Raw genomic sequence first — 16,473 nt, 5'->3', positions numbered from 1 at the left:
CTCGGCGAAGGCGCGTCAACCCAGGGCCCGGCCACGTTCCTCGAAGCGCGCGTAGGCCTCGGGCGGCACGTACAGCCCGCCGGTGGTCCACACCAGGTGCGTGGCCTGCGCCAGGTGGGGCCACAGACCTTGCGCGTGCAGCCAGGTGCGGCCCGTCTCGGTGCCCGTCAGGAAACCGGGGCCGCTCAGGCCCGCCGCTGCGGACGGCTCGATGCGCTCGCCCGTGGCATCCAGCACCTGTACCAGTTGGCGAAACAGGGTGTCGTCGCACACGGTGAAGCAGCCCGACAGCAGCGGCTCCATCAGCTCGGCCGCGGGCAGGGACGCGCGTGGCACGGCCAGGCCGTCGGCTTCCGTCCGGTTGGTGAGGCCCCAGTCGTACACCGAGGGGTGTGCGCCCTGTCCGGCCATCATTTGCACCATGAAACACGGCGACTGCACGGGCTCCGCGAAGAAGCAGTGCACATGCGCCCCCAGCACCTGCCGCAGGCCGAAGGTGATGCCCGCCGGCGCCCCGCCCACCCCGCAGGGCAGGTAGACGAACAGGGGGTGCTGCGCGTCCACGGCGATGCCCGCGTCCTGCAACTGCTGGCGCAGGTGTAGCGCCGCGGCGCTGTAACCCAGCAGCAGCGACAGCGAGCGTTCGTCGTCCACGAAATGGCTGAACGGGTCCTGCGCCGCCTGCGCACGCCCCGCGGCCACAGCGCCCTCGTAGTCACCCGCGTGCTCCACCACCTGCACGCCGCGCTGGCGCAGACGCTGCTTCTTCCATTCCTTGGCATCGGCCGACATGTGCACCACGGCGTGAAAACCCAGCGCCGATGCCGCCACGCCGATGCTCAGGCCCAGGTTGCCCGTGGAGCCCACGGCCACGGTGTAGCGCGCAAACACGGCGCGCGCAGCGGGGTTTGCCAGGGCGCGGTAGTCGTCGGCATCGGACTGCGGCGTCAGCAGGCCGTGCTGCAGTGCCAGGCGCTCGGCCAGCTCCAGCACTTCATGGATGCCTCCGCGTGCCTTGATGGACCCGGCCACGGGCAACCGGTGGTCCGCCTTGATCCACAGCGCGCCCTGGCCCGCGACGAGCCCCGCCGCGGCATGCAGGCTGGATGCGGGTAACAGGGGCGACTCGATCACGCCCCCCGTCGCCTGCAACTCGGGGAACACGCCCTCCAGCAGCGGCGCAAAGCGCGCGAAGCGTGCCGCCGCCTCCTTTGTATCATCCAGACTAATGTGATCACCGGCCACGGCCTGCCGTGCGGCGGGTATGGGCTGCCTGTGCGGGTTGAGCCATAGGCAGGGCTCGGCGCGGCGCAGTTGTGCAGCCGGGGCGTCGTCCTGCAAGCGGTCCTGTGGGGAAACAACGGAGGGCATGGGCTGCGGTCGGTGGAAGGTGGGTATAGACGGCATTCTTGGCATGCCCCGGCACCGATACAACTCATTTATATTGACGAGTGCATTAGTTTGAATAATGAATTCACGGCTTTTTCCTTCCCTGCTCGCGTGGCTGCGCTGCTTTGAAGCAGCCGCACGCCACGGCAGCTTCACGCGCGCGGCGGCGGAGCTGTGCATCACCCAGGGCGCAGTGAGCCAGCAGGTCAAGCAACTGGAAACCTGGCTGGGGCGCCCCCTCTTCGTGCGCACGCCCCGCACCCTCATGCCCACGCCCGAGGGCAAATGGCTGGCCGTGGTGCTGCGTGAGAGCTTCGGCGCCGTCGAGGACGCCCTGTCGCAGATGCGTGTGACCGGCGATACGCCCGTGGCCACGCTGAGCTGCTCCCCCTCGTTTGCCATGCAGTGGCTCACGCCGCGGCTGGGGGAATTCTTTCGTGAACACCCAGACGTGGGCCTGCGCGTGTTTGGCGAGTTCCACCGGCTGGACCGCACCCGCATGGTGCGCGACGGGGTCGAGGCGGCAGTTCGCTTCGACCTGGGCGGCTACACCGACCTGCGCGCCAGCGTGTTCCTGGATGAGTGGCTGATTCCCGTGGCCAGCCCCGCCTTCCTGGCCGCCCATCCTGACCTGCAGTCACCATCGCAATTGCGCGGTGAATGGCTGCTGCACGACAGCAGTGCCTGGGAGGGTGCCGAGCCGTTCGAGGAATGGCAACACTGGTGCAACTGCACGGACACAGCGCCGCCCGCCTGGGGCGCCGGGCAGCAGTTCAACCTGTCGCAATTGGCGCTGAGCGCCGCCCTGGCGGGCCAAGGCATTGCCATGGGGCGCGCGGCCCTCGTGCTGGAAGACATACGGCACGGGCGGCTGGTACCGCTGTTCGGGTGCAGCGTGCGCTCGCGGGCGTCGTACTCTTTCGTCACCACGGCGCATCCCAGCCCGCCGATGCTGCTGGTCAAGGAATGGCTGGCGCTGCAGGCACAGCGCTTTGCGGAGTTGCGCGGGGCTCTGCTGCCGTATCCCGCTTGAAAAAAGAAACTTATAAAGCGCTTTTTAATAAAAAAGCGTATAAAGGATGGCATGACGCATTCGTTGATCACCACATTGGCAGAAGTGCGCAAAGCCCGGCGCATCACGCAGGCCGACCTGGCCGCACAAGCCGGCCTGTCGCGCATGGCCGTGCAGCGCACCGAGACGGGGGACGTGGACCCGCGCTTTTCCACCCTGGCCGAGATGGCCCGCGTGCTCGGCATGGAACTGATTGCCGTGCCGGCCGAACTGGGCCCCGCGCTGCAGGCCTTCATCCAGTCGGGGGGCAAGTTCCTGGGCCAGCCCTCGGGAGCGGACGCCCCCCCCTCGGTGGTGGAGAGCCTAGGTCGCTGATCAAGACGCACGATGAGTACCGCCATCCGCTACCTGCGCCTGTACCTGCACCGCCCTGCAGCGCAGGGGGGCGGGCGGCGCGGTATCGGCTACCTGTCCCAGTACGGCGACATCCTGCGCGTGTCCTTCGATGAGGACTACATCGCCGACCCGCAGCGCCCCACCCTGTCGCTGAGCTACCGCGGCGCGAACGAGGCGGACACGCAGCAGATCCTGCGCTCGGCGCGTGACGCCCGCTTGGTGCGCACCGACGGGCGTTGGCCGGCGTACTTCCAGAACCTGCTGCCCGAGGGCCACAACCGCGACCGCCTGGCGCGCGAACGCGGCTGCGCGCCCGACGACGAATTTGAGCTGCTGGCCGCCGCCGGCCACGACCTGATGGGGGCGCTGGAGGTCGAACCCGTGCCCGCCCAGGAGGGCGTTCCCGACGTGGTGCGCTACTGGCACACCACGCAGGGCCTGGACGTGCTGGAGCCCGGTTTTGTCGAATACCCGGTGGAAGACGCCGCGTCGCTGCCCGGTGTGGTCACCAAGTTCAGTGCCGTGCAGGACGGGCGCCGCTACCTCGTCAAGCGCCGCGGCGCCGCCGGCAGCGTGATCCTCAAGCTACCCACCACCGCCCACCCGGACCTGGTGGCCAACGAGTTCACCTGCTACCAGCTGGCCGGTAGCCTGGGCCTGCATTGCGCCCAGGCGCGCATCATCACCCGCGCCGAGGCGGAGCTGCCCGAGGCCGTGCCGTTCGACGACATCCTGGCCGTGCAACGCTTCGACCATCTGGCCGACGGCACCCGCGTGCACATGGAGGAGTTCAACCAGGCCCTGGGCTACGCGCCGCGCCAGAAGTACGGCAAGGGCCTGTTGCAGGACTGGGCCACCATGCTGCGCGTGGTCGATCGCCTGAGCGACCAGCCGGTGCAAGACACCCGCGAGTTCCTGGCGCGCATGGTGGCGTTCATCCTCATGGGCAACACCGACGCGCACCTGAAGAACTGGGCCCTGGTCTACCCCGACGGGCACACGCCGCGCCTGGCGCCGCTGTACGACCCGGTGTGCGTGGCTGCGTTCTTCGAGGGAGCGACCGAACACCAGTACGCGGTGAACCGCGCCATCGACCGCAGCATGCGCGCGCTGGATTGGGACGCACTGCAGGCTCTCATCAAGACCGCCGGCCTGTTGCGCATACCGCGCCACCTGGCACTGCTGCGGGACGTGGTACGCCGCGCGCAGGCCGACTGGCCCGCACTGCTGGCTGACGCCCCCTCCACGCTGCAGCGCACCGTGCAGGCGCGGCTGGCGGGTGGCGTCACACTCACGCACCCATAACAGTCGGGCCCGGTCCAGGCGGGTGCGGCACCCACCCCCGTCGGTGAAAAGCCTGTGGGGCCACGCCCCGCACGCGCATGAGCCGGCGCAGCAGCCCGTTGCCCGACAGCCTTTACCACAGAGTGCTGCCTAGATGGACTGCAAACCGGTGCCTGCCCCCGAGTCTGGCCACCATCGTCAGTCACAGCCATGAGGCGGCGGCGACTGCGCCTTCATTGGTCAAGGGATAAGCCAAGCCCCGCCGCAGCCCCTCAGCGGCTCTGCATCCATCCAGCAGCCTCATCCATCAAATGCCCGCGAAACACTTCGGCAATGGGCGACAGCCGCTTGCCCTTGGGCCAGACCAGGTGCCACTGCGATTGGATGGGAAAACCCTGCACGTTCAGAATGGCCAGGCCATCGAGGTGCGGACCCAGCGCGTGCCGCGAAACGATGGAAACGCCCAGCTGCCCTTGCACCGACTCCTTGATGGCCTCGTTGCTGCCCAGCTCCAGTACCGCAGCGGGCGCAAAGCCCAACTGGCGCAGATGGGCGTCCGTCGCCATTCGTGTGCCTGAGCCTTTCTCGCGCAGGATGAACCGCTCGCTCTGCAACTGCGGCAAGGCCACCCGTTTCTTGGCGGCCAGCCGGTGCCCCGCGGGAGCGATGACCACCAGCGGGTTGGGCATGAGCACGTGGTCCTCCAGCGGCAGATCGCCCGGCGGCATGGACATCACGTAAAGGTCGTCCTGGTTGGCACGCAGACGGGTGATGACATGGTCGCGGTTGAGAACTTCCAGCGAAATATCGATCTGCGGGTGCAGCTTGCAAAAGCTGCCCAGCAGGCGGGGAACGAAGTACTTGGCGGTGCTCACCACCGCCACCTTGAGCCGGCCGCTGGTCAGGCCCTTGGCGCCCGAAATGCCCTGCTCAAACGCATCCCACTCGCTGGCGATGGCGCGGGCGGTGCGGGCCAGGGCCTGGCCCGCCTCGGTCAGGTACACGCGGCGCGACACCACCTCGTACAGCGGCACGCCCACCGCTTGCGCTACCTCGCGCAACTGCATCGAAGCCGTGGGCTGGGTCACGTGCATGAGCTTGGCGGCGGCGCTCACGCTGCCGGTCTCGGCCAACGCAAGAAACAGGCGCAGTTGGCGAAAAGTGATATTCATAGACTTTTATCTATAGATAACCGCATTCGAATCGATTTTACTTTGCCCCCTGCCCTCTCTAGCATCGCCTCCCATCACCCATGTGGAGTTGAAGAATGCAAAGTTTGCTGGACCCTGCGGTCCTTTTTTTTGCACTGGGCGCGTTTGCGGGCCTGGTGCGGTCCAACCTGGAGATGCCAGCGGCCATCTCGAAGTTCTTGTCGATTTACCTGCTGACGGCGCTGGGCCTGAAGGGCGGCTTTGCGCTGGCGGCCTCGGGCTTCACGGCCAGCGTGGCCAGCAGCCTGGGGCTGGCGGTGCTTCTGGCCGTGGTCGTGCCCCTGGCGGGCTACGCGCTGCTGCGGCGGGTGCTGTCGGGCTTCAACGCGGCGGCCGTGGCGGCCACGTACGGATCGGTCAGCGCAGTGACATTCGTGACCGCCACGCAGTACCTGGAATCGCAATCCATCTCCTACGGCGGCTACATGGCCGCGGCCATGGCGCTGATGGAGTCGCCCGCCATCCTCCTGGCCGTGATGCTGGCCAATGCGCTGCGCCAGCGCCAGGCGGTGCCCGCAGCCCATGCTGCGCCCGTGCTGGCCGTTTCTGCTTCAGGCGCCGTGGCCCTGGCCGGCCCCGGCGGGCTGGGTGCCGCGGACCCCACCCCAGCGGGCAAGGGCGGTCCGGCCTTGTCGGTGGGGAAGATCCTGCGCGAATCGTTCACCGATGGCACCCAACTGCTGTTGCTGGGCGCCATGCTCATCGGCCTCATCACGCGCGACGCAGGCAAGGCCGCCATGCAGCCGTTTTCGGGTGACCTGTTCAAGGGCATGCTCTGCCTGTTCCTGCTAGACATGGGCCTGTCTGCCGCGCGCAATCTGCCCGCCGTGCGCAAACAGTCGCCCTGGCTGTTGGCCTACGCAGTGTGGGGTCCGCTGGTGCATGCCAGCGTGGCGGTCGGCCTGGCGTGGCTCGCCCAGGTGCCCGCGGGCGACGCCGTGCTGCTGATGGTGCTGGCCGCCAGTGCGTCGTACATCGCCGTGCCCGCCGTGGTGCGCTATGCGATACCCGAGGCAGATCCTTCGCTGTACGTCAGCCTGTCGCTGGGTGTGACGTTTCCGCTCAACATCCTGCTGGGCATCCCGCTGTATACGCAGGTGGTGTTGCAGTTGTGGGGTGGTTAACGGGTTGGGCACCAAAGCGCATTGCCCGGCGGTGGCATCCACTGCCGGGCATATGCCAACTATTTTGCTATCAATAAAGTAGCTTCAACTGCTTATCCGACCGGCGCCAGATCGTCTTTTCACTCAAAACTTTCGGCACCTGCCGAGCGCAGCAGGGCGGCTGCCGCGTCGGCTTTCATCGCGAGGGCGCAGCCCAAGGCGGTGTTGCCTTGCAGGTCGGCCGCGCGCGGGTTGGCGCCGCGTGACAGCAGCAGTTCCACCACGGCCGGGTGGTTGAACAGGGCGGCGAACATCAGCGGCGTACGGCCATCGGGCGAAGGCCCGTCCACGGCCGCACCACCGTCCAGCAGCAGGCGCACCATGTCCACGTCGCCCTTGAAGGCGGCGCCGGCCAACGGCGTCTGCCCGCGGCCGTTCACCAGCCCCGCATCGGCTCCGCGCGCCAGCAACAGCCGCGCGGCCTCGGCATGGCCGTGGTAGCTGGCCAGCATCAGCAGGCTGTCGCCCTGGGCATTGCGCAGGTCGGGCGGCAGGCCGTTGTCCAGCCACAGCGCCAGACGGGCGGCGTCGCCCTGGCGCGCGGCGTCGAACACCTTCTCGGCAAAGGCCAGGGTGGCTTCATCCAGGGCGGGGCGTTCGGGCGTGGCGGTCATGGGGTTCTCCAGCGTCAAGGTGTGAGCCATTGTAGGAACGGGCGCCCTGCCCCGCCGCGCAATTGCGCTATGGCTTCGATAGCTTGACAGGCCGCACGGGTCAATGCCCCGTGGCCTTGGAGAGCAGCTGGATCACCAGCACGCCGCCCACGATCATGGCCATGCCGATGACGGCCGGCAGGTCCAGCTTCTGCCCATAGAGCAGCCAGCCGACCAGCGAGATCAGCACGATGCCCAGCCCCGACCACACGGCGTACACCACGCCCGTGGCCATGTGGTTCATCACCTTGGAGACGAGGTAGAACGCCACGCAGTAGCCCAGCACCGCCAGCGCGCTGGGCCCCAGCCGCGTGAGCCCCTGCGAGGACTTGAGCGCCGAGGTGGCCACCACCTCCGCCACGATGGAGATGCCGAGCAGAAGGTACGGATGCATGGGTAAGAAAGTGCGGTGCGTGCGAGATTTATCAAAATGATAGCTGCTCGCGCTTGATGGGAAAGCGTTCCAGGCATATTTGGCTTGAAATTCCCACGCTACACCCTACCCGCCCGTGCAGACCAGCCGCTGCTCGCCCAGCCCCGTCGCGCCCAGCCGCATCACGTCGCCCGCGCGCAAGAAGCGCGGCGCAGGCTTCTGTCCCAGTCCCACGCCGGCGGGCGTGCCGGTGAGCACCAGATCGCCCGGCTCCAGCGTCATGAACTGGCTGATGTAGGCCAGCACACGGGGCACGCCGAAGATGAAATTGCGCGTGTGGCCGTCCTGCATGCGCTGGCCGTTCACCTCCAGCCACAGCCCTATGGCGTGCGGGTCGGGAATCTCGTCGGTGGTCACCAGCCAGGGGCCCACGGGCGCGAAGGTGTCGCAGCCTTTGCCCTTGTCCCACTGCCCGCCACGCTCCATCTGGTAGCTGCGCTCGGACACGTCGTTGGCCAGCACGTATCCGGCCACATGGGCCAGCGCATCGGCCTCGGCCACCTGCTGCATGCGCGTGCCGATGACGATGCCCAGCTCCACCTCCCAGTCGGTCTTGAGCGCGCCGGGCGGGATGCGCACGGCGTCCGTGGGGCCGCTGAGCGCGCTGGTCGCCTTCATGAACAGCACGGGCTCTGCCGGCGCGGGCAAGCCGGCCTCGGCCGCATGGTCGGCGTAGTTCAGGCCCACGCAGACGATCTTGCCGACACCGCCCACGGGGCAGCCCAGGCGTGTGCCGGGTTCCACCGCGGGCAGGCGCGCGGCGTCGATGGCGGCCAGCGCGGCCAACGTGCGCGGCGTCAGCTGCGTGGGGCCGATGTCCGGCAGCAGCATGGACAGGTCGCGCAGCACGCCCTGGGCGTCGATCAGGCCGGCGCGCTCCGCGCCGGGTTGTCCGTGGCGGACGAGTTTCATGGGTGTCTCCGTGGGTTTGGTCGGGACGATCTTATGCACGCCATCCCGTTCATCCATCGCATCGACTGATGGCCGCATCGCGTTTGGCGATGGCGAGGCCGGCACGGCCGCCGCGCGGCACGCGTACGATGCGCAGCTTCGCCGCCCCGCCATGCACCCTCACATCCCCGAATCGCCCGCCAGCCCCCCCGCGGACGACCACCCACGCCCGCACAGCCTGCGGGAGCTGTTCTGGGCCTTCACCTGGCTGGCGCTGCAGGGCTTTGGCGGCGTGCTGGCCGTGGTGCAGCGCGAGCTGGTGGAACGCCGCCGCTGGATGAGCAACGAGCAGTTCGTCGAGGACTGGGCCGCCGCGCAGATCCTGCCGGGCCCGAATGTGGTGAACCTGTCCATCATGGTGGGCGACCGCTACTTCGGCCTGCGCGGCGCGCTGGTGGCCGTGGCGGGCATGCTGTTGCTGCCCATGCTGCTGGTGGTGGTGCTGGCCGTGGTCTACGCCGGCTTTGCCGACCAGCCCATGGTGGCCGGCGCTCTGCACGGCATGGGCGCCGTGGCCGCAGGCCTGGTGGCGGGCGTGGGCTGCCGCCTGGCCGCATCGCTGCGCAAGCACCCGCTGGGGCCCTGGGCCTGCGGCGCGATCGCGGCCGCCACCTTCGTCGCCATGAGCGTGCTGCGCCTGCCGCTGGCCTGGGTGCTGCCCGTGGTGGGCGGCGCGGCCTGCGCCCTCACCTGGCGCAAGCTCGCTTCCGCGGGGCACTGACGCAGCCATGGCCGCACCGCTGACCTTGCACCTGCAGCCGCTGGACTGGCTGAACCTGTTCCTGTACTACCTGTCGCTGTCGCTGCTGGCCGTGGGCGGCGCCATCGCCACCGCACCGGACATGCACCGCTTCCTGGTGGAGCGCCAGGGTTGGCTGACCGAGGTGCAGTTCAACACCTCCATCGTCATCGCACAGTCGGCTCCCGGGCCCAACGTACTGTTCATCGCCCTGCTGGGCTGGAACGTGGGCCTGAACGCAGCCGGCACCGGCACGCATGCGGCCTGGGCCTTCGGCGCGCTGGGCGTGGCGGTCTGCATGCTGGGGGTGCTGCTGCCCAGCAGCCTGCTGACCTGGGCCGCCACGCGCTGGGCACACCGCAACCGCGAGCGCCGCTCGGTGCGCGCCTTCAAGCAAGGCATGGCACCACTGGTGATCGGCCTGCTGCTGGCCACGGCCTGGGTGCTGGGCAGCGCCCATGGCGAGCCCGCGCAAGACTGGCCACTGTGGCTGCTGAGCGCGGCCACCACCCTGCTGGTGTGGCGCACGCGCATCCACCTGTTATGGCTGCTGGGCGCGGGGGCGTTGCTGGGCGCGTTCGGCTGGGTCTAGCGCGGTGTCAGGGCTGGCGCGCGCGACGGTAGTCGGCCAGCGCCCGCACCGTGGTGCACAGCAAGCCATGCGCACGGGCAAAGCGGGCCACCTGTGCGCCGCGCGCCATGCTGCCGTCGGGGTTCATGAGCTCGCACAGCACGCCCGCAGGCGGCAGGCCGGCCAGCACGGCCAGGTCCACGGCCGACTCGGTATGGCCGTCACGCTCCAGCACCCCGCCCGCGCGTGCCACCAGTGGGAACACGTGGCCCGGGCTTACGACCTCGGGCACGCACCCCGGCGCCGGAATGCGCAGGGCGCACCGCACGGTCTGCAGACGGTCGGCCGCCGACACGCCGGTACTCACGCCATGCGCGGCTTCGATGGACTGGGTGAACGCGGTGGAGAACGCCGAGCGGTTCACCTCCACCATGGGCCGCAACCCCAGCGCCTTGGCATGCGCGGGCGTCAGGCACAGGCAAACGATGCCGCTGCCCTCACGGATCATGAGTGCCATGGTGGCCTCGGTCATGTTGGCGGCAGCGCAGACCAGATCGGCCTCGTTTTCGCGGTCGGCGTCATCGAGCACCAGTACAGGGCGGCCGGCCGCGATCGCAGCGATCACCGCTGGCATGGGCGCGAGCGTGACCTCCTGTGGGAGATCGCCAGGGGCGGACAAGAAAGTGGCGGGAAAAGACATGAAACGCTCCTCGGTTGAAATGAAGAAACGCCTCAAGGCATGCAAGAAGCACCCACGCGCGCCATGGGCCCGGGGCCCGGCACGCGCGAAGCACACGGCCGCGCCCAGGGCGCTGGGCCCCGGTCGCGGCACGTCTTCTTTCATCCGGACTATGACCGTCGGCCCCGGACTGGGAGTGGCCTGCGCCGCCCCGCACCGGGTCTGCTGACCCCCGGTTGCACTGATGGCAACCGGGGCGCTCGCGGGCTCGCGGTGCAAGAAAACCTCCATGCGCCGCCTACCGCCGGTGGGGAATTCCACCCCGCCCTGAAGACCTGCCGATTATGGCGCCTCAACCATCGGCGGCCCGTCCAGCAGCAACGGCAACAGCCGCGCCGCCGGGCCGCGCAGCACGGCGTGGGCGATACCGTCCAGCTCGCTGGCCGCGGTGTTGACCACCACCACGCGCGCACCGGCATGGCGCGCCTGGTGCGCTAGCCCTGCGGCCGGGTACACGGCGCCCGCGGTGCCCACCACCAACATCAGCTCGCAGGACTGCGCCGCCTGCTGCGCCGCGGCCAGCACCGGCAGCGGCAAGGCCTCGCCGAACCAGACCACGCCAGGGCGTACCAGGTTGCCGCAGGTGGGACAGCGCGGCGGGTGGCCGGGCGCAGCGTCGGCCAGATCGCAGCAGGCACGCGGACGGTCGAGCCAGCGGTCGGCCGTCAGGTCACCATGCAGGCACAGCACATCCGGGCTGCCGGCGCGCTGGTGCAGGCCGTCCACGTTCTGGGTGATGAGCGTCAGCCGCCCGCGCCCGTGCTGCGCAAACGCCGCCAGCGCCCGGTGGCCCGCGTTGGGCTGCACGCCCGCGAGCAAGCCGCGGCGGTGGGCGTACCAGTCCCACACCCGCGCGGGCTGGGCCCTGAAGCCGGTCTCGCTGGCCATCTCCATGGGGTTGAACTGCGCCCAATAGCCCGTCTGCGCATCCCGGAACGTGGGGACGCCCGACTCGGCGCTGATGCCTGCGCCTGTCAGCACCGCGATGCGGCGCGCATCGCGCACCCACGCCCGCACCTCGTCCAGCGGGGTGCAGGGGCCGGACGTTCCGGCATCGTCCGTCATGCCGCGGCCTCGGCCAGCAGGCCCTGCTCGACCATGGCGACCAGTCGCTCGGCCAGCGCCTGGCAGCCGGCCTCGTCCAGGCCGCGCAAGGGCCCGTCCAGCATCAGCATCGCCATGCCATGCACGGCGGACCAGGCCATGAACTCGGCGCCCGGGCGGCGTGCGGGTGGCAGCAGACCGGCCTGCACCATGCCGTCGAGTGTGTGCCCCAGCAGTTCGAACGGATCCATGCCGCTGGCCCCGCGCGCCGCACCATCGTCCGGCGCGCGCTCGTCCACATCAAAGGGCCGCGCCACGAAAGCGGTGCAGAACAGGCCCGGCTCGTGCCGCGCAAAGCGCAGATAGCCCAAGCCCACGCCGCGGAACGCGGCGCGTGCACGCGGGCGCGGATCGCGCAGCCGGCGCGTGGCATGGATCTCGGCCTCGATCGCGCGCGCCAGTTCCGACAGCGCCACCGCGCGCACGGCTTCCAGCAGCGCCTGGTGGTTCTGAAAATGCCGGTACGCCGCATTGGGCACGACACCGGCACGGCGCGTGGCTTCGCGCAGCACTACCGCGGCAGGGCCGCCTTCGCGCGCCAGCGCCACACCGGCGTCCAGCAGCGCGCGCTTCAAATCCCCATGGCGGTACGTGGCACGCGCGGGGCTCAGGTCTTCATTCGGCATTTACGAGTTTTTACAGATACACCGTCCACATTTATCGACGCAGCCCGAATACACTGCAAGTGTACATTGTCCACAAAGGAGTTGCGCCATGGAACCCGACAGCTACATCGACGGCTTCGTGCTTGCCGTCCCCACTGCCAACAAGGAGACATTTCGCCAGCACGCCAGCGAGGCCGCGCAGATCTTCAAGAAGCACGGCGCCCTGGAGATCGTGGAATGCTGGGGCGACGACGTGCCCGAGGGCAAGCTCACCTCCATGCCCCTGGCCGTGCAGCGCAAGGACGACGAGACCGTGGTCTTTTCCTGGGTCGTGTGGCCCTCGCGCGCGGTGCGCGATGCCGGCATGCAGGCCGTCATGGACGACCCGCTCTGCCCCAAGGACATGCCTTTCGATGGCCAGCGTGTGATTTATGGCGGGTTTCGCGTGCTGGTACACGCGTAAACGGCGCGCACCTCTTCCCCTTCTACTCCACTCAAACCACCCCAAGGAGACACCATGCAGTTCACGCCCTACCTCAACTTCGACGGCAACTGTGCCGAGGCCTTTGCCTTCTACGCCAAGCTGTTCGGCGGCACCATCGTCCACCAGAGCACCTTTGGGGAGATACCTCCCTCCGAAAACATGCCCCCGCTGCCCGAGGCAGCCAAGAGCCGCATCATGCATGTGCAGCTGCAGATCAAGGACCAGTCGTTGATGGGATCGGACGCCATGCCAGCCATTCCTGGGCAGGACCCGAATGCCTGTGGTGGCGGCTACCAACTGCCGCAGGGTCTGTGGGTGTCGATCCAGGCCGCCGACGCGGCCGAGGGGCGCCGCCTGTTCGATGCGCTCAGCGCCAGCGGCGAGACCGTCATGCCATTTGCCGCGACCTTCTGGTCACCCGGCTTCGGCATGGCGCGCGACCGCTTCGGCACGCCGTGGATGGTCAACGTGACGGCACAGGCCTGATGCCCCACACCCAAGGAGGCCCTATGTCCGACCGCACCGTTCGTTTGCACCGGGTGCTGCGCACCACGCCGCACAAGCTGTACCGCGCCTTCCTGGAGGGCGACGCCATGGCCAAATGGCTGCCACCCCACGGCTTTACCTGCAGGGTGCAAGAACTCGACGCCCGCGTGGGGGGCACCTTCCGCATGTCGTTCCACAACTTCGGCTCGGGCCAGTCGCACGCCTTCAGCGGCGAATACTTGGAGCTGGTGCCGGGGGAGCTCATCCGCTACACCGACCGGTTCGACGACCCGAACCTGCCCGGCACGCTGGAGGTCACCGTCCGGCTCACGCCCGTGAGCTGCGGCACCGAGCTGAGCATCACCCAGGCCGGCATTCCGCAGGCCATTCCGCTGGAAATGTGCTACCTGGGCTGGCAGGAATCTCTCACCCAGCTGGCCGCGCTGGTGGAGCCCGACGTCCCGGGTTAAAGGCCCAGCAGTCCCGACTCAGCAGGAGCACCCCATGACGCAACCCGCCAAAAACACCGTCTGCCTGTGGTTCGACGGCACTGCCGAAGAAGCCGCGCGGTTCTACGCAAAAACCTTTCCCGACTCATCCGTGAGCGCGCTGCACCGCGCGCCGGGGGACTTTCCGTCAGGCCACAAGGGCGATGTGCTGATGGTCGAGTTCACGGTGCTGGGCATCCCCTGCCTGGGGCTCAACGGCGGCCCGGCCTTCAAGCACAGCGAGGCTTTCTCGTTCCAGGTGGCGACCGCCGACCAGGCAGAAACCGACCGCTACTGGAATGCCATCGTGAACAACGGCGGCCAGGAAAGCGACTGCGGCTGGTGCAAGGACCGATGGGGCCTGTCCTGGCAGATCACGCCCGTGGCCCTGACCCGCGCGGTGACCAACCCCGACCGCGCCGCCGCCAAGCGCGCGTTCGACGCGATGATGCAGATGCGCAAGATCGACATTGCCGCCATCGAGGCGGCGCACCGCGGCTAGGGGCCGGGCGCCTTCGGCGTTCAGGCGCGCTGGCGCAGCGCCTCGTAGAGGCACACCGCGCTGGCCACCGACACGTTCAGGCTCTCGACAGCGCCCTGCATGGGGATGCCCACCAGTTCGTCGCAGGTCTTGCGCGTGAGTTGGCGCATGCCCGGGCCCTCGGCGCCCAGCACCAGGGCGACCGGGCCTTTCAGGTCCACCTGGTACAGCGTCTTGTCGGCATCGCCACTGGTGCCGATGACCCAGATGTTGCGCTCCTTGAGCTCGTTCAGCGTGCGCGCCAGGTTCGTGACCATGAAGTACGGCACCGTCTCGGCCGCGCCGCTGGCCACCTTGGCCACGGTGGCGTTGATGCCCACCGCATGGTCCTTGGGGGCGATCACCGCATGCGCGCCCGCGCCATCGGCCACGCGCAAGCAGGCGCCCAGGTTGTGCGGGTCGGTCACGCCGTCCAGCACCAGCAGCAGCGGATTTTTCACGCCACGGGCCTCCAGCTCGTCCAGCAGCTCGTCCAGCGTGCGCACCTGCGCCACGGCCTCGACCCGCGCCGCCACGCCCTGGTGGCCATGGCTGCCGGCCAGCTTGGCCAGGCGCAGGCCGTCGGCTTCGATCAGGCGCGCCCCCGCCTCGCGTGCGCGCTCCAGGAACTGGCGCATGCGCGCGTCGCGGCGCGTGGGCTCGTAATAGATCTCGATGATGCTTTGCGGCGCGGTCTTCAGGCGCACGCCCACGGCGTGAAAGCCGAAGAGGACTTTGGGGGAGGACATGGGTAGCGATTATCCCGCCGGCGACCCCACTGGCACCGTGGCGCGGCGCAGGCCACCGCCGGACAGCCGCTAAAATCCGCGTTTCTTCCCTTGACAAACGGGCCGCTGCCACAAGCGGCGCCGCTTGCCTGACCGCCTTCATGGCCGTCCCTGTGGCGGCCGCGCCTGCCACAAGGCGCCGCGCTGCGCGGCCTGCGCAGCGGCTCAGGCCCTCCTTCTGTTCAGATCATGATCCTCTCTCCCCTGTTGCGCTGGGTGCAGCGCACGAGCCTGGTCACCCAGATCGCCATCGCCGTGGTCATCGGCATTGTGCTGGCGGCTGTATGGCCCGCCGCCACGCCCCACCTGTCCATTCTGGGCGCGTTGTTCATCTCGGCCCTGAAGGCGGTGGCGCCGGTGCTGGTGTTCGTGCTGGTGATGGCCGCCATCAGCAACCACACACCGGGCGAGACGACGCACATCCGCCCGGTGCTGGTGCTGTACGCGGTGGGCACGCTGGCCGCGGCCACCGTGGGTGTGGTGGCCAGCATGTGGTTTCCCAGCACGCTCACGCTGCAGGCGCCCGCACAGGCCGCCGCGGGGCCGGGGTCGGTGTCCGAGGTGCTGATGAACGTGCTCAAGAGCGTGGTGGAAAACCCGGTCAAGGCGCTGCTGGAGGCCAACTACATCGGCATCCTGGCCTGGGCCATTGCGCTGGGCCTGGCGCTGCGCCACGCCAGCGCGGGCACGCGCGCCATGCTGCAGGACGGCGCCGCGGCCGTGACGCAGGTGATCCAGTTGGTGATCCGCCTGGCGCCCCTGGGCATCCTGGGCCTGGTGGCCAGCACGTTCGCCGAAGCCGGTGCCCAGGCGCTGTGGGGTTATGCCCAACTGCTGGCCGTGCTGCTGGGCTGCATGCTGTTCGTGGCGCTGGTGGTCAACCCGCTGATCGTGTACGTGGCGATCCGCCGCAACCCCTATCCTCTGGTGTTGATGTGCCTGCGCGAGAGCGGCGTGACGGCGTTCTTCACGCGCAGCTCTGCCGCCAATATCCCGATCAACCTGGCCCTGGCCAAGCGCCTGCGCCTGAACGAGGACACCTACAGCATCGCCATTCCGCTGGGCGCCACCATCAACATGGCCGGCGCGGCCATCACCATCAGCGTGCTGTCGCTGGCCGCGGCCAACACCCTGGGCATCCAGGTGGATCTGCCTACCGCGCTGCTGCTGTGCGTGGTTGCGTCGCTGTGCGCCTGTGGCGCATCGGGCGTGGCCGGCGGCTCGCTGCTCCTGATTCCGCTGGCGTGCAGCCTGTTCGGCATCGGCAACGACGTGGCGATGCAGGTGGTGGCCATCGGCTTCATCATTGGCATCCTGCAGGATTCGGCCGAGACGGCGCTGAATTCCTCCACCGACGTGATCTTCACCGCCGCCGCCTGCCTGGCACAGGAGCGCAAGGCGCAGGTCTGATTCACCACCAGCTCGCTATCGATACGAGAGCTGTCAGCGCTTGCTAT

The 16,473-nt window shown here is 68.8% G+C and carries 20 protein-coding genes and 1 riboswitch; of the genes, 11 read left to right on the top strand and 9 right to left on the bottom strand.

Annotated features, from left to right (window positions below):
• Window positions 1-15: 15 nt before the first annotated feature.
• Window positions 16-1,371 (bottom strand): D-serine ammonia-lyase, encoded by a 1,356-nt coding sequence (dsdA, locus tag DTPSY_RS08150; protein ID WP_015913178.1) that lies wholly within the window; start codon window positions 1,369-1,371, stop codon window positions 16-18.
• 97 nt (window positions 1,372-1,468) lie between these two features.
• Between dsdA and DTPSY_RS08145 the strand changes: the two genes are divergently transcribed.
• The 3 genes from DTPSY_RS08145 to DTPSY_RS08135 are packed head-to-tail and all read left to right on the top strand — an operon-like array spanning window position 1,469 to window position 4,102.
• Window positions 1,469-2,422, top strand: coding sequence for a LysR family transcriptional regulator (locus DTPSY_RS08145; RefSeq protein WP_015913177.1), 954 nt, complete (start codon window positions 1,469-1,471; stop codon window positions 2,420-2,422).
• A gap of 39 nt (window positions 2,423-2,461) precedes the next feature.
• Window positions 2,462-2,776: a helix-turn-helix transcriptional regulator gene (locus DTPSY_RS08140; RefSeq protein WP_350303894.1), complete on the top strand. Its 315-nt coding sequence runs from the start codon at window positions 2,462-2,464 to the stop codon at window positions 2,774-2,776.
• Between the two features lie 12 nt (window positions 2,777-2,788).
• A complete protein-coding gene (locus DTPSY_RS08135; RefSeq protein WP_015913176.1) occupies window positions 2,789-4,102 on the top strand; it encodes a type II toxin-antitoxin system HipA family toxin in 1,314 nt (437 codons plus the stop codon).
• Between the two features lie 251 nt (window positions 4,103-4,353).
• Here DTPSY_RS08135 and DTPSY_RS08130 read toward each other — a convergent pair whose 3' ends face one another.
• Window positions 4,354-5,253 (bottom strand): LysR family transcriptional regulator, encoded by a 900-nt coding sequence (locus tag DTPSY_RS08130; RefSeq protein ID WP_015913175.1) that lies wholly within the window; start codon window positions 5,251-5,253, stop codon window positions 4,354-4,356.
• Window positions 5,254-5,348: 95 nt separating this feature from the next.
• Between DTPSY_RS08130 and DTPSY_RS08125 the strand changes: the two genes are divergently transcribed.
• Entirely contained in the window at window positions 5,349-6,416 is a 1,068-nt protein-coding gene (locus DTPSY_RS08125; RefSeq protein WP_015913174.1) for a sodium-dependent bicarbonate transport family permease, read from the top strand.
• Between the two features lie 119 nt (window positions 6,417-6,535).
• On the opposite strand, the gene DTPSY_RS08120 is transcribed toward DTPSY_RS08125, so the two are convergent.
• From DTPSY_RS08120 to DTPSY_RS08110, 3 genes are all read right to left on the bottom strand, one after another.
• Window positions 6,536-7,099 (bottom strand): ankyrin repeat domain-containing protein, encoded by a 564-nt coding sequence (locus DTPSY_RS08120; RefSeq protein WP_015913173.1) that lies wholly within the window; start codon window positions 7,097-7,099, stop codon window positions 6,536-6,538.
• Between the two features lie 70 nt (window positions 7,100-7,169).
• Window positions 7,170-7,502 carry an SMR family transporter gene (locus DTPSY_RS08115; protein ID WP_015913172.1) on the bottom strand — a complete coding sequence of 111 codons (333 nt, stop codon included), beginning with the start codon at window positions 7,500-7,502 and terminating at the stop codon, window positions 7,170-7,172.
• Window positions 7,503-7,607: 105 nt separating this feature from the next.
• On the bottom strand, window positions 7,608-8,453 hold the full coding sequence (locus DTPSY_RS08110; protein WP_015913171.1) for a fumarylacetoacetate hydrolase family protein: 846 nt from the start codon (window positions 8,451-8,453) through the stop codon (window positions 7,608-7,610).
• Between the two features lie 151 nt (window positions 8,454-8,604).
• On the opposite strand from DTPSY_RS08110, the gene DTPSY_RS08105 reads away from it, so the two are divergent.
• A complete protein-coding gene (locus tag DTPSY_RS08105; protein WP_015913170.1) occupies window positions 8,605-9,213 on the top strand; it encodes a chromate transporter in 609 nt (202 codons plus the stop codon).
• Window positions 9,214-9,220: 7 nt separating this feature from the next.
• A complete protein-coding gene (locus DTPSY_RS08100) occupies window positions 9,221-9,823 on the top strand; it encodes a chromate transporter (protein ID WP_015913169.1) in 603 nt (200 codons plus the stop codon).
• Window positions 9,824-9,830: 7 nt separating this feature from the next.
• On the opposite strand, the gene ribB is transcribed toward DTPSY_RS08100, so the two are convergent.
• From ribB to DTPSY_RS08085, 3 genes are all read right to left on the bottom strand, one after another.
• Complete coding sequence (gene ribB / locus DTPSY_RS08095) at window positions 9,831-10,502, bottom strand: 3,4-dihydroxy-2-butanone-4-phosphate synthase (protein WP_015913168.1); 672 nt, start codon at window positions 10,500-10,502, stop codon at window positions 9,831-9,833.
• A gap of 128 nt (window positions 10,503-10,630) precedes the next feature.
• Window positions 10,631-10,820: riboswitch (FMN riboswitch) on the bottom strand.
• 3 nt (window positions 10,821-10,823) lie between these two features.
• Complete coding sequence (locus DTPSY_RS08090) at window positions 10,824-11,606, bottom strand: SIR2 family NAD-dependent protein deacylase (protein WP_015913167.1); 783 nt, start codon at window positions 11,604-11,606, stop codon at window positions 10,824-10,826.
• Window positions 11,603-12,271, bottom strand: coding sequence for a TetR/AcrR family transcriptional regulator (locus tag DTPSY_RS08085; RefSeq protein WP_015913166.1), 669 nt, complete (start codon window positions 12,269-12,271; stop codon window positions 11,603-11,605). The genes DTPSY_RS08090 and DTPSY_RS08085 overlap by 4 nt, the downstream gene beginning before the upstream one ends.
• A gap of 88 nt (window positions 12,272-12,359) precedes the next feature.
• Between DTPSY_RS08085 and DTPSY_RS08080 the strand changes: the two genes are divergently transcribed.
• Genes DTPSY_RS08080 through DTPSY_RS08065 form a run of 4 tightly spaced genes read left to right on the top strand, consistent with a single transcriptional unit; the run spans window position 12,360 to window position 14,210 of the window.
• Window positions 12,360-12,713 (top strand): DUF1428 domain-containing protein, encoded by a 354-nt coding sequence (locus DTPSY_RS08080; RefSeq protein WP_011805472.1) that lies wholly within the window; start codon window positions 12,360-12,362, stop codon window positions 12,711-12,713.
• Between the two features lie 54 nt (window positions 12,714-12,767).
• Window positions 12,768-13,220, top strand: a complete 453-nt coding sequence (locus DTPSY_RS08075; protein ID WP_015913165.1) for a VOC family protein — start codon at window positions 12,768-12,770, stop codon at window positions 13,218-13,220.
• A 23-nt stretch (window positions 13,221-13,243) separates the two neighbouring features.
• Complete coding sequence (locus DTPSY_RS08070; protein WP_015913164.1) at window positions 13,244-13,690, top strand: SRPBCC family protein; 447 nt, start codon at window positions 13,244-13,246, stop codon at window positions 13,688-13,690.
• Window positions 13,691-13,724: 34 nt separating this feature from the next.
• Window positions 13,725-14,210, top strand: coding sequence for a VOC family protein (locus tag DTPSY_RS08065; RefSeq protein ID WP_015913163.1), 486 nt, complete (start codon window positions 13,725-13,727; stop codon window positions 14,208-14,210).
• 20 nt (window positions 14,211-14,230) lie between these two features.
• On the opposite strand, the gene rlmB is transcribed toward DTPSY_RS08065, so the two are convergent.
• Window positions 14,231-14,977, bottom strand: coding sequence for a 23S rRNA (guanosine(2251)-2'-O)-methyltransferase RlmB (rlmB, locus tag DTPSY_RS08060; RefSeq protein WP_015913162.1), 747 nt, complete (start codon window positions 14,975-14,977; stop codon window positions 14,231-14,233).
• A gap of 228 nt (window positions 14,978-15,205) precedes the next feature.
• On the opposite strand from rlmB, the gene sstT reads away from it, so the two are divergent.
• Entirely contained in the window at window positions 15,206-16,426 is a 1,221-nt protein-coding gene (gene sstT, locus DTPSY_RS08055; protein WP_015913161.1) for a serine/threonine transporter SstT, read from the top strand.
• Window positions 16,427-16,473 lie beyond the last annotated feature (47 nt).

The sequence above is a fragment of the [Acidovorax] ebreus TPSY genome (genome assembly GCF_000022305.1).
In the GTDB taxonomy this organism is placed as follows: domain Bacteria; phylum Pseudomonadota; class Gammaproteobacteria; order Burkholderiales; family Burkholderiaceae_C; genus Diaphorobacter; species Diaphorobacter nitroreducens.
The sequence above is the reverse complement of the archived record's forward strand: the minus strand, read 5'-3'. Positions and strand labels throughout refer to the sequence as shown.